A 19315-nucleotide genomic window follows, 5' to 3' on the forward strand; every position below is an offset into this window, starting at 1 on the left:
GATTTTGATACAATCTATTTAAGATATTAACAATGAGGTGTTCTAATGTCAAAAAACGAAGGATCAAAACAAATACAAATCCTTGAATGCATACATGATTATTTGGACGAACACGGGTATCCACCCACAGTTCGTGAAATCTGTGAAGCAGTTGATCTTTCATCGACTTCTACCGTCCACGGCCATTTATCCCGACTAGAGAAAAAGGGCTACATCCAAAGAGACCCTACTAAACCTAGAGCGTTAGAACTGACGATCGCTGGTTTGAACTTAATTGGCATTAAACCTAAAGAGATCCCAATTATCGGTACTGTTGCTGCCGGTCAACCGATCACTGCTGAACAAGACTTTGATGGAACGTTCCCACTCCCACCAGACCTATCCAGAGATTCAGGAGAGTTGTTCATGTTGAAGATCCACGGTGAAAGTATGATCAACATCGGAATCCTCGATGGCGACCAAGTGATCGTCCACGAACAAAATACCGCTAATAACGGTGAGATCGTAATCGCCATGACTGAAGAGATCGAAGCAACTTGCAAACGATTCTACGCCGAAAACGGTCATTACCGTTTACAACCTGAAAACGACACTATGGACCCAATTATTCTTGACAATGTTGAAATTGTTGGAAAAGTGGTTGGTTTATACAGACCCCAAATTTTTTAAATAACGATAGTTACCCCCGTAAGAAATTATCTTACGGGGGTTTTATTTTGCCATATTTAGCAACAATAAATCACGAATGGACATTACTTAAATGGCATTTGTCCGCTGACAGTAGCTATTCCGGAGGCTCTTGTCGTCTGAACAAGAGAGTGGGAGACGACGTTCAGCTGCTGAGGATTTAGGGACTGGCAACATCCAAGGTGCGGCGAGACAGTTGCTAAACCGGAGGCCATTGTCGTCTAGAACTCGTTTCCAAAATAAGAGAGTGGAAGACGACGTTCAGCTGCTGAGGATTTAGGGACTGGCAGCACCTAAGGTGCGGCGAAGCCGTGCCTGCTGACAGTTGCTAAACCGGAGGCCGTTGTCGTCTGGAACTCGTTTCCAAACAAAAAACGCATGCACATTATCAAAATGCGCACACGTTTTAAATGTGAATATCAAATTAGATATCACGACGACGTTCTTTGATACGTGCAGCCTTACCTGTACGATCACGTAAGTAGTAAAGTTTGCTACGACGTACTTTACCATATCTTACAACGTCGATCTTTTCAACACGAGGTGTGTTAAGTGGGAATGTTCTTTCAACACCAACACCACTTGACATCTTACGAACAGTATATGTAGCACTGATACCTGAACCGTGTCTCTTAATTACAACACCTTCGAATAACTGGATACGTTCACGAGAACCTTCAACAACCTTAGCGTGGACACGTACTGTGTCTCCGGCACGGAAGTCAGGAATGTCAGAACGAAGTTGTTCTTTTGTGATTTCTTCAATTAATGGTTTCATTAAACTTTTCTCCCTATCCGACACTCATGCATATCTTTCTTATAATACACAGCGGAACATCGTTGATTGTGTTTAAACACTTTTACTATATTACATTATTTGTAGCAGCTTGTAAACTACATTTCTGAACGGATTTCGTTCAGCAACTTTTTCTCTTCATTAGATAGATCAATTGTCTCTAATAAGTCAGGACGTCTGATCAAGGTTTTCCGTAAAGCTTCTTTTAAGCGCCAAATACGGATCTTTTCGTGATTGCCGCTAGTTAATACTTCGGGGACCTTTTTGCCACGGAAATCGGCAGGACGAGTATATTGAGGATACTCTAAAAGTCCATGTGAGAATGACTCTTCTTCAGCTGAAAAATTATTCCCCAATACTCCCGGTACGAAGCGCATCGTGGCATCGATCATACTCATAGTTGGCAGTTCCCCACCAGTTAAAATATAATCGCCGATCGACACTTCATCCGTCACTAAATCTTTGATCCGTTCGTCAAAACCCTCATAATGACCGCAGATAAAGACTAAGTGTTCTTCTTGAGCAAACGATCGTGCCATATTAGTATCAAAAGTTTTGCCTGCTGGGTCAAGCAACACAACTCTTTTTTTACCTGGTTTTTGTTTGTCAAGATGGTTCATCGCATCATAAATCGGTTGAGCTTGCAATAACATACCCACTCCGCCGCCGTATGGTGCATCGTCAACATGATTTTGTTTGTCGGTAGTAAAGTCACGAAAATCGATCACGTTCAAATCTAAGAGACCTTTTTCCTGAGCTTTACCAATAACTGATTCATTAAGGGCATCAAACATTCTTGGAAAAATACTTAATACTGAAATATCCATTAATCTATCAGTCCATCCGGTATTTCAACTTCGATAACTTGATTATCCAAGTCGACTTTTTTTACTACACTCTTTATATATGGAATCAAAACTTCATCATATTTAGGCCCCTTAACTACCCAAACATCATTCGGTCCTAATTCCATGATCTCCGTAACTTTACCAATTTCACCTAATTGGTTATCGATTACTTTCAGACCAATTATTTGTCGATACAAAAACTCACCATCGGAAAGTTCGGGTGTGATCTCGTCATTCGCGAACAATTCGTCGTTCTTATATTGCTCTACGTCGTTGATGTTATCTAATCCTTTAAATTTCAATAAAGTGAAATTCTTGTGAGGACGCGATGACTCAACCGTTACTTCTTGATTGCCCGAATTAGTCTTGATCACTAATTGAGCTCCTGATTTAAATCTTTCCTCGGGAAAATCTGTGATCGAGATCACGCGTACTTCACCCTTAATTCCATGCGTATTGACAATTTTGCCAACACGGAAAAGTTTATCTGACATTTAATGCTCCATTTAAAAAGAAATAGGATCTGATAAAAGCAAGTTTTATCTGATCCCACATCCTAATTATTTTGAAAATTTGCTTTCGTGATACTTTTGCATCAAACCATGTTGTTTCAACAAGTTACGAACTGTATCTGAAGGTTGTGCACCTTTTTGTAACCAGTCCATGATCTTGTCATCTTCAAGCTTCAATTCTTCTGGTTGTGAAATTGGGTTGTAGTAACCAACTTGTTCGATGAAGCGACCATCACGTGGTGAACGTGAATCTGCAACAACGATTCTATAAAAAGGTCTTAATTTACTACCCATGCGTTTCATTCTAATCTTAACTGACATTAATGTTTCCTCCTAAAATTCTTAACTTTGTTAGTATACACAAAAAAAGATGAAGTGTAAAGTTTTTTTCTTTACAGATCATCTTTTTTTTATATCGCAGATAATGTGGTTATTTCCAGCGGAAATGGACCAAACCATAAGAAGTTAGCAGCAATGCGATCTTAGATTATTTTGATTTAAATCTCTTGACCTTCTTCAAGCGCTTCTTTTTGTTCTTCTTTTGTTTACGAACCATGGAGTGCATAGCCATCTTACCAAGACGTCCTTGAACACCATTGCCCATTAATTGGTCCATGCCCTTCATGTTACCTTTGCTCATTTGCTTCATCATATCTTGCGACTGTTTGAATTGCTTGATCATGCGATTTACTTCTTGGACAGAGCGTCCAGATCCAGTAGCAATTCTTCGACGTCTTGATGGATTCAAGAGTTTCGGATTTTCTCGTTCTTGCGGTGTCATTGAGTAGACGATCGCCTTTAAGTGAGCAATGTCTTTCTCGTCAATATTGACATTTGCTAAAGCCGGATTATTAGCCATTCCGGGGATCATTTTCATGATCTCATCGAGCGGTCCCATCTTTTGGATCTGATCCATTTGATCAATGAAGTCGTTAAAATCAAAGTTATTCTCTTTGATCTTTTCAGCCATATCTTTGGCTTGTTCTTCATCGTAATCCTTTTGGGCTTTCTCGATCAAGGTAAGCATGTCACCCATTCCCAAAATACGGTTGGCCATTCTATCTGGATGGAAGACATCTAATTGATCAAGTTTTTCACCTTGACCAATGAACTTAATTGGCTTGCCAGTAACTGATCTAATTGAAAGTGCAGCACCACCACGAGTATCACCATCCAACTTAGTTAGAACAACACCAGTGATATCCAATTGCTGATCAAATCCAGCAGCAACTTTGGCGGCAACTTGACCTGTCATAGAATCAGCGACGAATAAAATTTCATTTGGATGTGCCAAATCTTTGATCCGTTGCAACTCATCCATCAATTGCTCATCGATTTCCAAACGACCAGCGGTATCGATAATCACATAGTCATTTTTATTTTCGTGAGCTTGAGCAAGACCATTCTTAACAATTTCGACAGGATCCTTGTCTGTTCCTTCTTCATATACCGGAACATCCAATTGTTTACCAATTGTTTGTAATTGTTCAATAGCAGCTGGACGATAAACGTCTCCAGCAATGAACAATGGACGGGCTTTGTCGTTATCAATCAAGCGACGTGCCAACTTACCGGCAGTCGTTGTCTTACCAGCACCTTGAAGACCGACCATCATAATAATCGTTGGGATATGCGGTGCTTTGTTTAATGGGACAGCTTCAGTACCCATGAGTTTAGTTAATTCTTCATCAACGATCTTAATTACTTGTTGTGATGGAGACAAGCTAGCCATTACTTCGGCACCGAGGGCACGTTCTTTAACCTTTTTGACGAAATCTTTGACTACGTCAAAATTAACATCAGCTTCAAGCAATGCCATTCGAACTTCACGTGTGACTGATCTAACGTCATCTTCACTAAGTTTTCCCTTACCCTTTAAGGCTGAAAAAACTTTATTAAGTCGTTCACTTAAACCTTCAAAAGCCATATTTTACTCCTATTACATTTCATTTATTTTCGAGATACGCCGTACCAACGACAATAATTCTTTATCATTCTTATACTTTGTTGACACGATTTGATTCAATTCACTGGCAATCGATTCGATCTCAGTTGTCTTTTCTACAAGACTCAATTCTTGCTCAAATCTTTCCAATAAGGCCACTGAGCGATGTATATTATCCAAAACTGCTTGACGTGAAACATCGAACTGCTCAGCAATTTCCGCTAACGAAAAGTCTTCAACATAATATAAATTCATATATTTATCTTGTTTTTTAGTTAGCAATGAATGATAAAAATTATACAACAAATTGATTTCATTTGTTTTCTTTATATTCATATTAATCTCCGGAACCGACGATTAAGTCTTTGAATAATCCATAAATAAATTTCTCAGCATCAAAGTCACGTAGATCATCCATTTGTTCTCCTAAACCAACCAACTTGACTGGAAGATGTAATTCATTTCTGATAGCTAAAACAATACCACCTTGTGAACTTCCATCAAGTTTAGTTAAGACAATGCCTGAAACGTCAGTCGTTTCTTTAAATTGCTTGGCTTGACTCAAAGCATTTTGTCCGGTTGAGCCATCAAGTACTAATAGTACTTCTTGCGGAGCTTCAGGGATCTCACGACTAATAACACGTTTGATTTTCTCTAATTCACGCATTAAATTTTGGTTGTTTTGTAATCGACCAGCTGTATCGACTAATAAAATATCATAATGTTCATCTATGGCTCGATGTAATGCATCATAGACCACTGAAGCTGGATCAGTTTGTGCTGGTTTGGCTTCAACTGGTACGTTGACGCGTTCACCCCAGCGTTGCAATTGTTCGATAGCGCCAGCTCTAAAGGTATCACCAGCTGCTAAAAGAACTTTCTTACCTTGCGATTGGAAACGATGAGCTAGTTTGCCGATAGTAGTTGTTTTTCCTGCGCCATTTACGCCAACGAATAAAAATACGGTTGGTTTATCATCTTGACTAAAATGTAGGGCATTGTCTTCTTCTTTGCCCTCTTCATCGTACATGTCAACGAGTTTTTCAACGATAACATCTGATACGTCAGAACGCTTCTTAGCGTTGCGCAATTTCACTTCTTCTCTCAACTCATCAGAAATCCGCAAAGCGGTCTCATAACCAACATCCGATTCGATCAACAGTTCTTCCAGGTCATCAAAAAACTCTTCATCAACACTTCTGAAGTTAGCAAGGAATTTGTTAAAACGTTCTGAGAATGTCGTCCGGCTCTTCTTTAAGCCTTCATCGTATTCTTGAACTTCTGAATTTTCGTTTTGTTGTTCTTCTGTTTCCTCTGACTGTTCTTCATCGGATCCAGTTACTTCTTCTGATGTTTCTGAAGTTGTCTGGCTATCTGGATTTACTGGAGATTCAGCTGACTTTACAGACTCAGCTGAATCATGAACTGCTTCATCCGTAATTTTTTCATCTGATTCTTCAACTGATTTAGAGACCTCATCAACAGCTTCTGGTGTATGTTCGTTAAGCTCTTCAGCTGATTTATTCGAATCGGAAGTAACTTCTTGATCATTGGTCTCGTCAGCTGAAGGTTTTGTTGATATCGATTCTGACTTCTTGACTTCAGTATTTCCTGATCCTGCTGAAGTTTCGTCTGTTTGAGATTCATCTGATTGGTCGGCTTTGGTCGTTTCTGCTTGTTCATTAGTATCAGATGTTGTTGATTCACCTTGGTCGGTCGACTCTTTTGTGACTTCTTGATCAACCTCTGTTGCTTTTTCTTCTTCTTTTTCTTTGTCATTATTGCCTGTGAAGGCTTTTTTAATCCTATCGAAAAGTCCCATATTTTCTCCTATTCTTTGACCTCAACAGAAAGGATCCTAGATACACCGGATTCCTCCATTGTGACACCGTATAGGCGATTTACATTCATCATTGTCCCTTTACGATGTGTGATCACGATAAATTCAGTATTGTCATCATATCGATTCAAGTAATTGGCAAAGCGATAAACATTGGCATCATCAAGTGAAGCTTCAACTTCATCCAAGATACAAAATGGTACCGGATTGACTTTAATAATGGCAAATAGCAAGGTGATCGCCGTCAGGGCTTTTTCCCCACCTGACAATAAGCTCAAACGCTGAAATTTCTTCCCTGGTGGTTGAGCAATGATCTCGATACCCGTTTGTAACATGTCATTTGGCTCAGTTAGCACTAACTTAGCACGTCCACCAGCAAACATTTCTGGAAAGATAACTTCAAAGGCAGCTGAAACATCATCGAATGTTCGCTTAAAACGCGTGATCACCTCATGGTCCATCTCTGACATTGTATCCAATAATTGTTGTCGAGCTTTGACTAAATCATCTTGTTGCGTAGTTAAAAATTCGTACCTGTCTTTAACACTATCATACTCTTCGATAGCTGATAAATTGACTGGTCCTAATTCATCAATACCCATCTTCAATAAATGAGCATCATGTCGTAATTTTTCAGTATCTAAGTCCACTTCTTCGATCTCTTTAAGTGAGGCTTCATAAGTAATCTGATATTGGCTTTCCAAGGTATCTAATCGACTATTGATATTATTAGATATCTTAGTAAGTTGGATCGCCAAATTTTCTTGCTCATCCGAAGCTTGTTTTTGGAGGTCAAAATTCCGTTGTGCAGCTTCATTAAGTTGTTCCGTTTCCTGACCCTTTTTTTCTCGGCGTTGTTGCAAGTCTTTTAGGTCGTGTTTAAGTGATTCGATCGACTTAGTGATTTCAACGATCTTGGCTTTGATCTCCGTGTTACTCATATTCAATTGTTCACTTTCAGAATTGAGCTGTTCCAATTGTTTTGTGAGTTGAGATATTTGAGTATTTACACTCGAGAGTTCTGCTTCTAAACGTTTAGCTTGATCAGCTTCATTTTGATGACTGTTCTTAGCCACCATCAACTTTGTCTGTAAATCTTGTGCCCGTTTATTAGTTTTTTCTAGTTCAGCATCAAAATCATTTAGGACTGTCTGCTTATCATCGATCTCTTTTTGTAGATCGCTCAGACGTTGTTTAAGTTGTTTAGCAAAATCAACTTGATTTTGCAATTCCTGCTCGATTTCCAAACGCTCCTCTTGGGTACGCTTTTGATTATATTGTAAAGCAGACTGTTGTTCTTCCAGATGTTTCTTCTCGCTTTGATGACTAGCCAAAGTACTTTCGAGCTCTGATTTAGCATCATTATACTTTTGCAATTCATCACTGATCGAACGATTCTCGTCTCGCAAGTCGATAAGTTTCTGACGCAACTGTTGGACGTTTTGCTGTTTCTGATCGAGCGTTAGTTCTTGAGCGCCTAATTTCTTAGTTAATTGTTCTAGCTCTTCTTTACGCGTCAAAATACTAGTATTGAAACGACGTTGTTGTCCACCGGTCATTGATCCACCAGCATTGACAACATTTCCGTCCACAGTAACGACTCGATATTTTCGTCCGACTGCTGCCGAAACTTTCGTAGCTGCGTCAATATTGTTAGCAACCAAAACAGTGCCTAAAATATTTTTGATTACGTTAGCAACTCGATCTTGATAGGTGATCAAATCAGCAGCTACACCAATGAATCCAGAAACATTTTGTGCATGGCTTAAATCGTTGGGATAAATATTTCGTGGTCGAATGATATTTAGTGGCAAGAAAGTTGCACGGCCACCGCGACTGCTCCGCAAAAAACTTATCCCCTTCTTTGCTGAACTTTCATCTTCAGTAATGATCGATTGCAATTGACTAGAGGCAACTGTCTCAATAGCCACCTGATACTCTTGAGGAACTTCGATCAATTCAGCAACAGCACCGATCACTCCACCAATTTGTTTTGAATGATTCAAAACATTTTTAGCACCATCATAAAAACCAGCGTGTTCGTGCTCCATGTTCTCTAAAACATTCTTGCGAGCTTTCGTTTCTTGCATGGCTTCGAGCAATTTCAAATACTCTTGATTTTCATTTTGGCCCTTGCTAGTTACGTCCTCGATCGAATCTGAGATCGACTGGCCTTTTTGGATCAAGTCTTCATTTTCAGAATCTAGCTGATTGATCTGGTCATTAACGTTTGAGATCTTATCATTAGCGTCATTTAGAAACTTAACGATTTCAGCTAATTTGTTTTCTTGATCTGCAGAACTAGCAGCTATTCGCGTTAATTGTTTATTGGAGAATTTTTGCTCATTGCTGTTAGAAACTTGTTGCTGCAGTGCATTAACGTACTCGTTTCGAGCCTGAGTGATATTCTTGTTGAGTTCCTCAGGCGTCTTGTTTTGTAACTTTTGAACCTCTTTTAGTTGCTTGGATAGTTCATCGATCGATCGTTGATATTCAGCAATCTTTACTTGAACTTGTTGTAATTGCTCAGCCTTATTTTGTTTATCAGTTGATAAATCAGTTATTCGCTGATCGATCGACTTTTTACTAGACGTATTAAAACCGTTTCTTTCGTCAGAAACGGCTATTTGTCCATTTAAATTCTCTAAACGTTGAGTTTGTTCAACTAAATCACTTTGAGATTGGTCGATCTTAGAAGCAATCTCTTCAACGATTTGCCGATTTTGATTCAATTTCAGATTGGACTTCTTAACGTCTTGATCGATATTTCTGAGGCTTAATTTAACTTGATCTGATTTAGACTGGACTTGTTTCTTTTGAGCAGCTAGATCCTTGACTTCCAAAGTCAAAATTTGTTGGTATAGGGCATCATAGCGACCCTTTTGTTCCTTATAGTCTTTAGCGATACTAGCCTGCTCTTTCAGGGGCTCGACTCGCTTAGCTAACTCAGAAACAATATCAGAAACACGATGTAAGTTATCTGTAGTATCCGAAAGCTTCGATTCCGCTTGCTGTTTCTTCTGCTTGAATAAAGCCACACCGGCCGACTCTTCAATGATCGAACGACGTTCGACAGGCTTACTATTAAAGATCTCTTCAACCCTTCCTTGAGAAATGATCGAGAAAGATTGCTTGCCCATCCCTGAGTCTAAAAACATCTCGGTAATATCTTTTAAGCGGCAGCTCTTGTTGTTGATCGAAAATTCAGTATCTCCATTTCGGAACAATTTTCGTTTGATCGTAACATTTTCTTGTGGTGATTTTAATTCGTGGTTAGAATTATCAAACTCTAAAACTACTTCTGCTCGATTCATTTGTGGCCGAGTATCGCTACCGGCAAAAATAACATCGACCATTTTATCGCCACGCAAAGAACGAGCTGACTGCTCGCCCATTACCCAACGGATCGCCTCAGTGATATTTGATTTTCCACTACCATTTGGACCGACGATACCAGTAATACCCGAAGTAAATTCGATTTTAGTTTTGTCAGCAAACGATTTGAATCCGTTGATAGTTAATGATTTTAATGGCATAAATTAAACTCCTATAATTCATCTAATGCACGTTTTGCAGCCATTTGTTCCGCGTGTTTTTTGCTGTAACCGTAGCCTTTGGATAGTACTTTGTTATTTACGACTAATTCGATCTCGAATTGTTTGTCATGATCAGGGCCCTCTTCATCGATGACCCGATAATTGATATCAACTTCTCCTGACTTTTGGAGTTTCTCTTGCAAGTGTGTTTTGAAATCTGTATCTTCAGAAAACTCCCCTGAGGCAATGTGTGGATATACTACTTGCGTCAAAAACTGCTCAACTACTTCATTGCCTTGGTCCAAGTAAAGTGCCCCATTAAACGCCTCAAAAATATCTTCCAATAACGTATGACGTTGGCGCGCTCCTTGTTTCTCTTCCCCACGACCGATCTGCAAGTATTTATCGATCTGAACTTGTTTTGCAAATCTGGCAAAACTGTCTGTTCTTACGATGTCGGAGCGTAAACGTGTTAATTTACCTTCAGGCAATTCTGGAAAATGAGTGAATAAGTATTCTGAAATGTTGATCTCCAAAACGGCATCACCCAAAAACTCAAGGCGTTCATAGTCACCAATGTTAAGGTCACGATGCTCATTATCGTATGAAGAATGGGTCATAGCTCTTTCAACTAATTTCTTGTCGTTGAACGTAATACCAAACTCTTCTTTTATGAATTCAAAAAATTTAGGATCTAACATTATTCGACTCCCTTCAAATACTTCTAATTATACTAAATTTTACGTCTAAATAATTCATTCCATAAAAAAAATAAGACCAATGGCCTTATTTTTGTTTGCTTAAGATGTATGAAACTGCGTCACCAACAGTTGTGATCTTTTCTGCATCTTCATCTGGGATCTCTGAACCGAATTCTTCTTCAAGTTCCAAGACAAATTCAACTAAATCGATTGAGTCCGCATCCAAATCTTTGGTGAATGATGTTTCTTTCGTGATACTAGCTTTATCAACCTCAAACTTGTCAGCTAATAGTCCTGTGATCTTATCAAAAATTTCCTGTTCGTTCATGTAAGTTCTCCTCGTAATCTATTTATTACTTTGCATTTTTTCGAAATAAGTATTTGCTTTATTGATTGTATCATTTAGCAACATATCATAAATTTGTTTAACTGTATAGAATATTGTATCAACATCCGCTGCACCGTGAGCCTTGATGACAGGAGATTTGAGCCCCAACAATACAGCACCGCCTGCATGAGAAGTATCAAACATGTCACGGATACCACGAAGTGAAGGCGCAACAATAGCAGCACCGATCTTAGTATAAAGGCCATTATTCATTAAAGCTTTTTTCAGCTGTTTCAACAAAATAGTTGCAGTTCCTTCAGTAGCTTTTAAGGCGGCGTTTCCTGTGAATCCATCAGTAACGATAACATCAGCTACTCCTGCTAAAATATCATTTGATTCAACGTTACCAATAAAGTTGATCTCATCAGTCTTGGATAACAACTCATAAGCTTCTTTATGCAAAGTATCACCCTTGTCAGCTTCTGAACCATTGTTCAAAAGTCCGATCCGAGGTTCTTTGATATTCTTAACATCGCGTGCATAAATCGATCCCATGACAGCCCATTGTTGAAGATATGCGGGTTTGGCTTCAGCGTTTGCTCCCACGTCTAGTACATTCACACCTAAAGGAGAATTAGTTACTGGTAAAGTTGGCATCAAAGCTGGTCTTTCAACTTGCTTGATCCGACCAATAATAAAGATCCCTGCAGCTAATAAAGCACCCGTGTTACCCAATGAAAACATTGCATCATTTTCACCGTCTTTAACTGATTTAGCAGCTCGAACCATTGAAGAATTCTTCTTTGTACGAACAGCCTTGACTGGTTCATCAGTTCCTAAGACTTCCTCATCGGTTGGTACAATTGTTATATTTTTATCGTTTTGTAAGTATTTCTTGATTTTTACTTCGTCACCATATAGGACAAACTCGATATCTGACCATTCATCCCTGGCTTTTTCAATACCTTCAACCACAACTTGGGGTGCATTATCTCCACCCATTGCGTCTACAGCTATCTTCATTATTATTCCTCACTAATCAAAGTTATTAAGTTGTTCAAATTCAACACTCAAAAATAATTTTAACACTTTATTTTCTGGTTTTTCTATGGCATTTTGGTCCTTAAACAAAAGTTCAGCTTCTTGTTGAGCAGTTTCCAATATGTTGAAGTCATTGATTGGATCTCCGACTTTGAAATCAGGCAATCCCGATTGCTTACTGCCTAAAATATCACCGGAACCTCGCATCTTCAAATCTTCCTCAGCTAATACAAAACCGTCGTTAGTCGAAGTTAATATTTTCATTCGTTCCAAGGCTACTTCATTCTTAGGGTCAGCTATCAAAATACAGTATGATTGCTTGTCTCCTCGACCCACGCGTCCCCGTAATTGATGTAACTGCGAGAGCCCAAAACGGTTCGCATCATAAATAACCATGACTGTGGCATTAGGAACATCGACCCCAACTTCAATAACCGTCGTTGATACGAGAACGTCGATTCTTTGTTGGCTGAATTCATCCATCACAGCTTCTTTTTGATCATTTGGCATTTGACCATGTAACAAGCCGATCCGATATTTAGGAGCAAATAATTCGTTGAATTTATCAAAAATCAATTCGGCGTTCTTCAAATCAATTTTTTCCGATTCTGAGATCAAGGGGGTTACTACGTAAACTTGAGCTGAATCTTGCAATTGTTTCTCAACGAAATGATACATTTGCTCGATTTTCTGACTGCGGATCCAATAAGTCTTAATTGATTTTCGTCCCGCTGGCAGCTCGTCAATTCGCGAAACATCCATGTCTCCATAGGTAGTAATAGCTAGAGTCCGAGGGATCGGCGTTGCGGTCATCGCCAAGACGTCAGGATTGTTGCCTTTTTGCCGTAAAGCTTTTCGTTGGTTAACACCGAATCGATGCTGTTCATCAATGACAATCAAACCTAAATTCTTATAATGAACACTATCCTGGATCAAAGCGTGAGTTCCGACAATCACATTGATCTGCCCTTGTTTAACGTTTTCGGCAATCGTATCATGTTCTTTTTTAGTTTGTGATCCCGTCAGTAGCCCAACTTTGATCTTTAATGGCGTCAATAGATCACTGATCTTGTCAAAATGCTGTTGGGCTAGGATTTCCGTCGGTGCCATAATGGCAGCTTGGAATCCAGCTGTAACGGAAGCTAACATGGCGATCACGGCAACGATCGTCTTCCCTGAACCTACGTCACCTTGTAGCAAGCGATTCATGTGATGCTTAGAATTCATATCACTCAAAATTTCATTAACTACCCTAGTTTGCGCACTAGTCAATTCGAATGGTAAATCATCCAAAAATCCTTGGACAAAGGCTTGATCATATGGCTCAACTAGGCCGTCAGCAGTGTCGCGGTCTTTGGCCTTCACGCTTTGGATACCACACTCAAACAAGAAGAACTCTCGAAATTTAGCCGAACGTCGAGCGAGCTCTCCTTGTTCTTCTGATTTAGGAAAATGCATCCCTGAAACAATTTGTTCATCATCTAACAGTTTATATTTTTGACGAATATGGTCTGGGATGACGTTAACGATTTCCTGGTGATATTGATCATAAGCTTGCTTGATCAATTTAACCAAGGTCTTCTGATGAATATTCTTATTGACCGAATAAACCGAGTCAATTGAACCATCAGCATTGCTATTGCCCAAAACTTTGATCCCCGTTAGTGCCCGACGGCTCTCATTCCACTTGCCATAAACTGCCACTTCATTACCAGTCTCAAATTTATCTTTGAGCCACGGTTGATTGAAAAAAGTGATCATGATCGATTCATTCTCAACTAAGATCCGAACATTCAACCGATTCTTGCGGTAACCAAATTGCACCACAACCGGATCACTGGCGACGATACCCTTCAACAAAATTTTCTCTTGATCGACTGCATCAGCTAAACTCTTAACTTCCATATCCTCGTAGCGAAAAGGAAAATAGAATAATAAGTCATATATGGAATGAATACCTAGCGACTCGATGGCTGCCAAACGTTTGGCGCCCACACCTGACAATTGTGAGACTGGTACCTCTTGTAAATTCATACATTTCCTCCTCTACGATTTAATATGAAAAATAAAATCCAACCAATTCTTAAACTGAATTAGTTGGATCTCTGGCAATTATTTATTCAACGGCAACCAAATAAGGATATACTGGTTGATCACCTTGATGGATCTCAGTTTCCAAATCATCGTATTTCTCATCTAAATAATCAGAAACTGCTTGAGCATCATCATCGTTTCCGTCTTGACCTACTAAGATAGTAATGACTTCACTATCCTCATCGATCATCTTGTCGAGCATTTCTTCAGTTGCTTTTACAATATTCTCATCATCAACAACGATCTTGCCATCGACGATACCCATGTAATGACCCTTGGTGATCTCTAAGCCGTCAATAGCTGTATCACGGATCGCTTGAGTTATTTGACCACTCTTAACAGTATCCAAAGAGTCTTCCATGTTCTCTTCGTTTTCATCTAAGTCCGCCTCAGGATTGAATGAAAGCATGGCCGTCATACCTTGAGAAATTGTCTTTGAAGGTACAATGGCAACGGGAATATCTACTAGTCCAGCAGCTTGCTTAGCTGCCATGACGATGTTTCCGTTATTTGGTAAGATAATTGCTCGTTTAGCATTGGCTGCGTTAATTGCATCAACGATATCATTTGTCGATGGATTCATCGTTTGACCACCGCTAACGATCGATGTGACACCTAAACTCTTGTAAAGTTCTGACAATCCTTCACCAGATGAAACCGCAATAACTGCATAATCGATCGGTTCAGCTGGTTTTGTGGCAACCGCAACTTCTGGTTGATCTTGATCAACGATTGTTTCATGTTGGATACGCATATTATCGATTTTAACTTTGACTAATGAACCGAACTTACGTCCTTCTTCCCAAACCTTACGTGGAAAGTTAGTGTGAACATGAACTTTAACTACTTCGTCATCGGAAACAACGATCAATGAATCACCGATTTTACTCAAATAATCACGCATCGTGTTGTTATCAAATTTCTCATCTGACGTAGGGTTTTGTCCTAGTTCAACCATCATTTCTGTACAATATCCATTATGGATATCTTTATTAGTGAATTGTCCTTGAACTGACTGATGATGAGTGGCATTGACCATTTCATTCATTTCTTTTTCATCAGGAGTATATTCTTCTTCTGATGATTTCTCGCCAGTCAAAGCTTCTAAGAAGCCTTCATAAATAAACACTAATCCTTGGCCACCAGAATCGACTACGCCAACTTCTTTAAGAACCGGTAGAAGTGAAGGCGTCTTCTCTAAACCTTCTTTAGAACCTTCCACGCAAGCCTTCATGATCACAGCAATATCATCAGAAGTCTTAGTAGCTTCCACAGCAGCGTTTGCACCATATTTGGCTACCGTCAAGATTGTTCCTTCAACTGGTTTCATAACAGCTTTATAAGCAGTTTTAACGCCGTCATCAAAAGCCTTTGCTAAATCGGCAGCAGATAAGTCGTCTTTTTCAGCGATGCTCTTGGAAAATCCCCTGAAAATTTGTGATGTGATAACACCTGAATTACCACGAGCTCCCATTAATAATCCTTTTGCTAGAGCTTTACCAAGTCCGCCAACTGTGTCAGCATCTGATTCATTAACAGATTTGAAACCACTTTGGACTGTTAGGCTCATATTTGTTCCGGTATCCCCATCAGGAACGGGAAAGACGTTTAAAGAATTAACAAATTTCGCATTCTTCTCTAGTCGATGTGCAGCAACTCGCACCATATCAGAAAATTCTTTCTTAGTAATACGTTCTATACTCAAAATTTCTCCTCCAACCAGCAAAAACTATTTAATATCGTCTAAAACTTTGATTCCTTGTACATATACATTTACAGTGCCAGCTGGTGTTCCAAGCATTGTCTCTAAATTATATTTTACTTTTTCTTTTAAATTCTTTGCGACCTCAGATATTTTAATACCGTAGCCCACAATGATATATACATCAACTGCAAGTTTGTTTTCCTCTTGATGGATAACGACACCTCGTGAAAAATCTTCACGTTTTAAGATCGTGTTCACACCATCACGTAATTGATTCTTGCTAGCCATACCAACGATTCCGTAGATATCTGATGCGGCCCCACCGACGATCGATGCAACTGTACTATTTGAAATTTCGATCTGTCCATGTTTTGTATTAATTGTAACTGCCATTCTAGATCCTCCTATCTGGACCAATGTACTATAAACATTAAAATTTTATCATAGCGAGATTTTTAATTAAAGATTTAAGGCTAAGATAATTATGCTATTGATTTGCTTGAGTCATTATGGTAAATTAGTCAGGTGATATTTTAAAAGAAAACATGTAGCCAAAGGAGGTCGGGTCCCATGGCAAAAGATATTATTACAGGCCGTAAGACTGTGTTCGGTAACAAACGTTCACATGCTCTCAATCAATCAAAACGTTCTTGGAAGCCAAACTTGCAAAAAGTTCGTATTTTAGTTGATGGTAAACCTAAACGCGTTTGGGTTTCAGCAAGAGCTTTGAAATCAGGAAAAGTTACTCGTGTATAATTTTTAATCATCTTAAAGAGACTAGCTATTTTAATAATAGCTGGTCTTTTTTTGTTTGGTTATTGTGTTCAAAATTGTCTAATTAATTTTAGTACTTGTGTGTTTGATTAGTTTTAGAAGAACTTAAAAAGAGCTAAAAATTTGTTTATATAAATCTTTTGAAATAATTGTCCATTCAAGACTGCAGACGCCATCAAAAAAATCCCTTCATGAATACCAGATGAATTGATGTTATTTCATCTGATGATCATGAAGGGATTATCACGTTTTGAGTGTCTTTGTGCTTGTTAATTTGACGCTTTGTCTTTGCTTTGAATCACTGCCACTACTCCACTTTCAAAACTGAAATCGATAGTTGGTTTTATGAATTCGTTGCTAGCCCAACTTACAGCGTGATCAGCTGTGTAGTTTGTTAGGGTGTATTTGGCGTCTTTGATGTTTAGATTCTTCACTGGGCCTAGGTGGACGAAAGCTACATACTTCATGCCTTTTTCGTGACTTACTTGGTGTTCTCCAGGTTTGTAAAATCTGATAGTGTTGGTAGCAGATTTGTAATACATTTTGTCATAAAAATCGGCAAACCTGGGATCATACGGTAAGTATAAATTGGCAAGGAAGTGGTCAATTCTTCCTCCTGTGGCTCCATAGATGCAATATTCCTCGGCCGGATATTTCTGGTGGGCTGCCAATATAGTCAATTGTGCATCGGTATCGTCTTTTTCAGGTGGATACTTCTTCACTTCGGAAATACTAGCTTTGATCTCAGCTTTTTCCTTATTACTGCTAGAATCAAAGTCGCCGATCGCCATTTTAGGTGTAATTCCTTTGGAAATCAAATATACGTTGCCTCTGTCGGCTCCTATCCATGGTCCTGGTAGAGATGACGGGTCATTCAATAATTCGTCAGGATATTCGCTTTTAGGGCCACCTAAGAGAATATTTACTCGTTGCATATTATTCTGACGCTAAATCTTTGAGATTTTGGATCTTATTAGCAAAATCAGCTTCTGATTCGCCATTGAATAAATATGATCCAGCAACAAAAATATCTGTTCCTGCTTCTGAACATTGTTTAATGGTTGTATCGTTGATACCGCCGTCAACTTCGATCAAGAAATTGTCGTCACTAGTAGTTTGACGCAATTGATCTAGTCTTTGGATCTTATTGATCATTCCAGGAATGAACTTTTGGCCACCAAATCCTGGATTTACAGTCATCACTAAGATTTGATCAATAATTGGGAACAAATTCTTAACTGCCTCAACTGATGTGCCTGGATTAAGAACTACTCCGGCTTTGGCACCTAAACTCTTGATCAATTCAATTGAGCGATAAATGTGTGGTGTGCTTTCAGCATGGATCAAGACTGTATCAGCCCCTGCTTCGACAACAGGTTTGATATATTCATCAGGATTGTCAAGCATCATATGTACATCTAGTGGCTTGTCAGTAACTTTCTTCATTCCAGCAACGACACTAGGACTAAATGACATATTTGGTACAAAATGTCCGTCCATGATGTCAATGTGGAATAGGTCAGCGCCGGCTTTTTCAGCGACCTTTACATCTCTTTCAAGATTCATAATATCGGCTGCTAAGATTGATGGTGCGATCATTTTTGTCATAAAACTACCCCTTTAATATCTTTTCTTGTAAGAATTTATTTCATTTAAAAAGTATAAATAATTTTCATATCTACTTTTCATTATTTTACCAGATTTTACTAATTCTTTTATTTTGCAGCCTGGTTCATTCACGTGATTACATCCCCGAAATTGACATTCAGGACTGTATTTCACGAATTCGGGAAACAGATCTGCTAACTCATTCTTATCGATGTTGATCAATTCTAAGGATGAGAATCCTGGCGTATCAGCAACTAAACCGCCTGAGATCTCAAAAAGAGATACTTGTCTAGTTGTGTGCTTTCCCCGATTTAACGTTTGCGAAATTGCTGCTGTCGCAATATTTAATTCCGGATTAATATGATTCAAAAGTGTCGATTTACCTGCACCAGATTGGCCGGTAAAAACCGTTACTTTATCTTGAAAAGTAGCCTCAAGAGCCTTGATCTGTTGATCATTGTAACTGTCCTTATCATCAAAGATCTGATAGTCAGCAATATCATAACCCGATAAAATTTCTTTGAGCTCACGATATCGATCATCATTGATCAAATCTGTCTTTGTTAAATAAATCAGTGGCTGAATGTCATTGTGTTCAATGTTGACCAAAATCTTATCTAATAAATTACTGGAAAATTTCGGTTCAACTGCTGATGTCACCACGATGGCTTGATCAACATTTGCAATTGGTGGCCTGACTAAGCTATTCGTTCTTGGAAGTAATTCCATAATATAGCCTAAATCTCCGCCGTCTTCATATGAAACCATGTCACCCACGATCGGCTTAATGCCTCGCTTACGGAAATTGCCGCGTGCTCTCGTTCGAATGAGTTTGTCGCTTTTTGAATCGATCACATCATAAAAACCACTGATGGATTTAATTATTCTTCCTTCTCTGAT

The 19315-nt window shown here is 39.0% G+C and carries 19 protein-coding genes; 2 read left to right on the forward strand and 17 right to left on the reverse strand.

The features are described 5' to 3' along the window. The first annotated feature begins 45 nt into the window (after positions 1-45). Positions 46-669, forward strand: coding sequence for a transcriptional repressor LexA (gene lexA / locus EKM78_RS02070; RefSeq protein WP_125768654.1), 624 nt, complete (start codon positions 46-48; stop codon positions 667-669). Positions 670-1111: 442 nt separating this feature from the next. On the opposite strand, the gene rplS is transcribed toward lexA, so the two are convergent. The 14 genes from rplS to EKM78_RS02140 form a co-directional block, all read right to left on the reverse strand. After that, positions 1112-1465: a 50S ribosomal protein L19 gene (gene rplS / locus EKM78_RS02075; protein WP_125768657.1), complete on the reverse strand. Its 354-nt coding sequence runs from the start codon at positions 1463-1465 to the stop codon at positions 1112-1114. 116 nt (positions 1466-1581) lie between these two features. Beyond that, positions 1582-2310 carry a tRNA (guanosine(37)-N1)-methyltransferase TrmD gene (trmD, locus tag EKM78_RS02080; protein ID WP_125768660.1) on the reverse strand — a complete coding sequence of 243 codons (729 nt, stop codon included), beginning with the start codon at positions 2308-2310 and terminating at the stop codon, positions 1582-1584. Next, on the reverse strand, positions 2310-2825 hold the full coding sequence (gene rimM / locus EKM78_RS02085; protein WP_125768663.1) for a ribosome maturation factor RimM: 516 nt from the start codon (positions 2823-2825) through the stop codon (positions 2310-2312). Before rimM ends, trmD begins: the two co-directional genes overlap by 1 nt. Positions 2826-2891: 66 nt before the next feature. Continuing rightward, a complete protein-coding gene (gene rpsP, locus EKM78_RS02090) occupies positions 2892-3164 on the reverse strand; it encodes a 30S ribosomal protein S16 (protein ID WP_125708131.1) in 273 nt (90 codons plus the stop codon). Positions 3165-3330: 166 nt separating this feature from the next. Continuing rightward, a complete protein-coding gene (ffh, locus tag EKM78_RS02095; protein WP_125768666.1) occupies positions 3331-4770 on the reverse strand; it encodes a signal recognition particle protein in 1440 nt (479 codons plus the stop codon). Between the two features lie 12 nt (positions 4771-4782). Further along, positions 4783-5124 (reverse strand): putative DNA-binding protein, encoded by a 342-nt coding sequence (locus EKM78_RS02100; protein WP_125768669.1) that lies wholly within the window; start codon positions 5122-5124, stop codon positions 4783-4785. A 1-nt stretch (position 5125) separates the two neighbouring features. Next, entirely contained in the window at positions 5126-6229 is a 1104-nt protein-coding gene (ftsY, locus tag EKM78_RS02105) for a signal recognition particle-docking protein FtsY (RefSeq protein ID WP_425453519.1), read from the reverse strand. A gap of 389 nt (positions 6230-6618) precedes the next feature. Beyond that, positions 6619-10164: a chromosome segregation protein SMC gene (gene smc, locus EKM78_RS02110; RefSeq protein ID WP_125768676.1), complete on the reverse strand. Its 3546-nt coding sequence runs from the start codon at positions 10162-10164 to the stop codon at positions 6619-6621. Between the two features lie 11 nt (positions 10165-10175). Continuing rightward, positions 10176-10865 carry a ribonuclease III gene (gene rnc / locus EKM78_RS02115; RefSeq protein WP_125768679.1) on the reverse strand — a complete coding sequence of 230 codons (690 nt, stop codon included), beginning with the start codon at positions 10863-10865 and terminating at the stop codon, positions 10176-10178. An 85-nt stretch (positions 10866-10950) separates the two neighbouring features. Next, positions 10951-11193: an acyl carrier protein gene (acpP, locus tag EKM78_RS02120; protein ID WP_125768683.1), complete on the reverse strand. Its 243-nt coding sequence runs from the start codon at positions 11191-11193 to the stop codon at positions 10951-10953. Positions 11194-11211: 18 nt separating this feature from the next. Continuing rightward, positions 11212-12216, reverse strand: a complete 1005-nt coding sequence (gene plsX / locus EKM78_RS02125; RefSeq protein WP_125768686.1) for a phosphate acyltransferase PlsX — start codon at positions 12214-12216, stop codon at positions 11212-11214. A gap of 12 nt (positions 12217-12228) precedes the next feature. After that, positions 12229-14268 carry an ATP-dependent DNA helicase RecG gene (recG, locus tag EKM78_RS02130; protein WP_125768689.1) on the reverse strand — a complete coding sequence of 680 codons (2040 nt, stop codon included), beginning with the start codon at positions 14266-14268 and terminating at the stop codon, positions 12229-12231. Between the two features lie 82 nt (positions 14269-14350). Next, complete coding sequence (locus EKM78_RS02135) at positions 14351-16033, reverse strand: DAK2 domain-containing protein (RefSeq protein WP_125768692.1); 1683 nt, start codon at positions 16031-16033, stop codon at positions 14351-14353. Positions 16034-16057: 24 nt separating this feature from the next. Beyond that, positions 16058-16426: an Asp23/Gls24 family envelope stress response protein gene (locus tag EKM78_RS02140; protein WP_125768695.1), complete on the reverse strand. Its 369-nt coding sequence runs from the start codon at positions 16424-16426 to the stop codon at positions 16058-16060. Positions 16427-16603: 177 nt separating this feature from the next. On the opposite strand from EKM78_RS02140, the gene rpmB reads away from it, so the two are divergent. Beyond that, the gene (gene rpmB, locus EKM78_RS02145) at positions 16604-16789 is read left to right on the forward strand and encodes a 50S ribosomal protein L28 (protein ID WP_048703405.1); all 186 of its coding nucleotides are present in this window, start codon (positions 16604-16606) and stop codon (positions 16787-16789) included. A gap of 287 nt (positions 16790-17076) precedes the next feature. Here rpmB and EKM78_RS02150 read toward each other — a convergent pair whose 3' ends face one another. From EKM78_RS02150 to rsgA, 3 genes are read right to left on the reverse strand one after another with little or no spacing between them, the layout of a single operon-like run. Beyond that, positions 17077-17742 carry a thiamine diphosphokinase gene (locus tag EKM78_RS02150; RefSeq protein WP_125768698.1) on the reverse strand — a complete coding sequence of 222 codons (666 nt, stop codon included), beginning with the start codon at positions 17740-17742 and terminating at the stop codon, positions 17077-17079. A 1-nt stretch (position 17743) separates the two neighbouring features. Next, positions 17744-18415 carry a ribulose-phosphate 3-epimerase gene (rpe, locus tag EKM78_RS02155; protein WP_125768701.1) on the reverse strand — a complete coding sequence of 224 codons (672 nt, stop codon included), beginning with the start codon at positions 18413-18415 and terminating at the stop codon, positions 17744-17746. A 12-nt stretch (positions 18416-18427) separates the two neighbouring features. Next, positions 18428-19315: a ribosome small subunit-dependent GTPase A gene (rsgA, locus tag EKM78_RS02160; RefSeq protein ID WP_211334324.1), complete on the reverse strand. Its 888-nt coding sequence runs from the start codon at positions 19313-19315 to the stop codon at positions 18428-18430.

The organism is Companilactobacillus furfuricola (assembly GCF_003946325.1).
In the GTDB taxonomy this organism is placed as follows: domain Bacteria; phylum Bacillota; class Bacilli; order Lactobacillales; family Lactobacillaceae; genus Companilactobacillus; species Companilactobacillus furfuricola.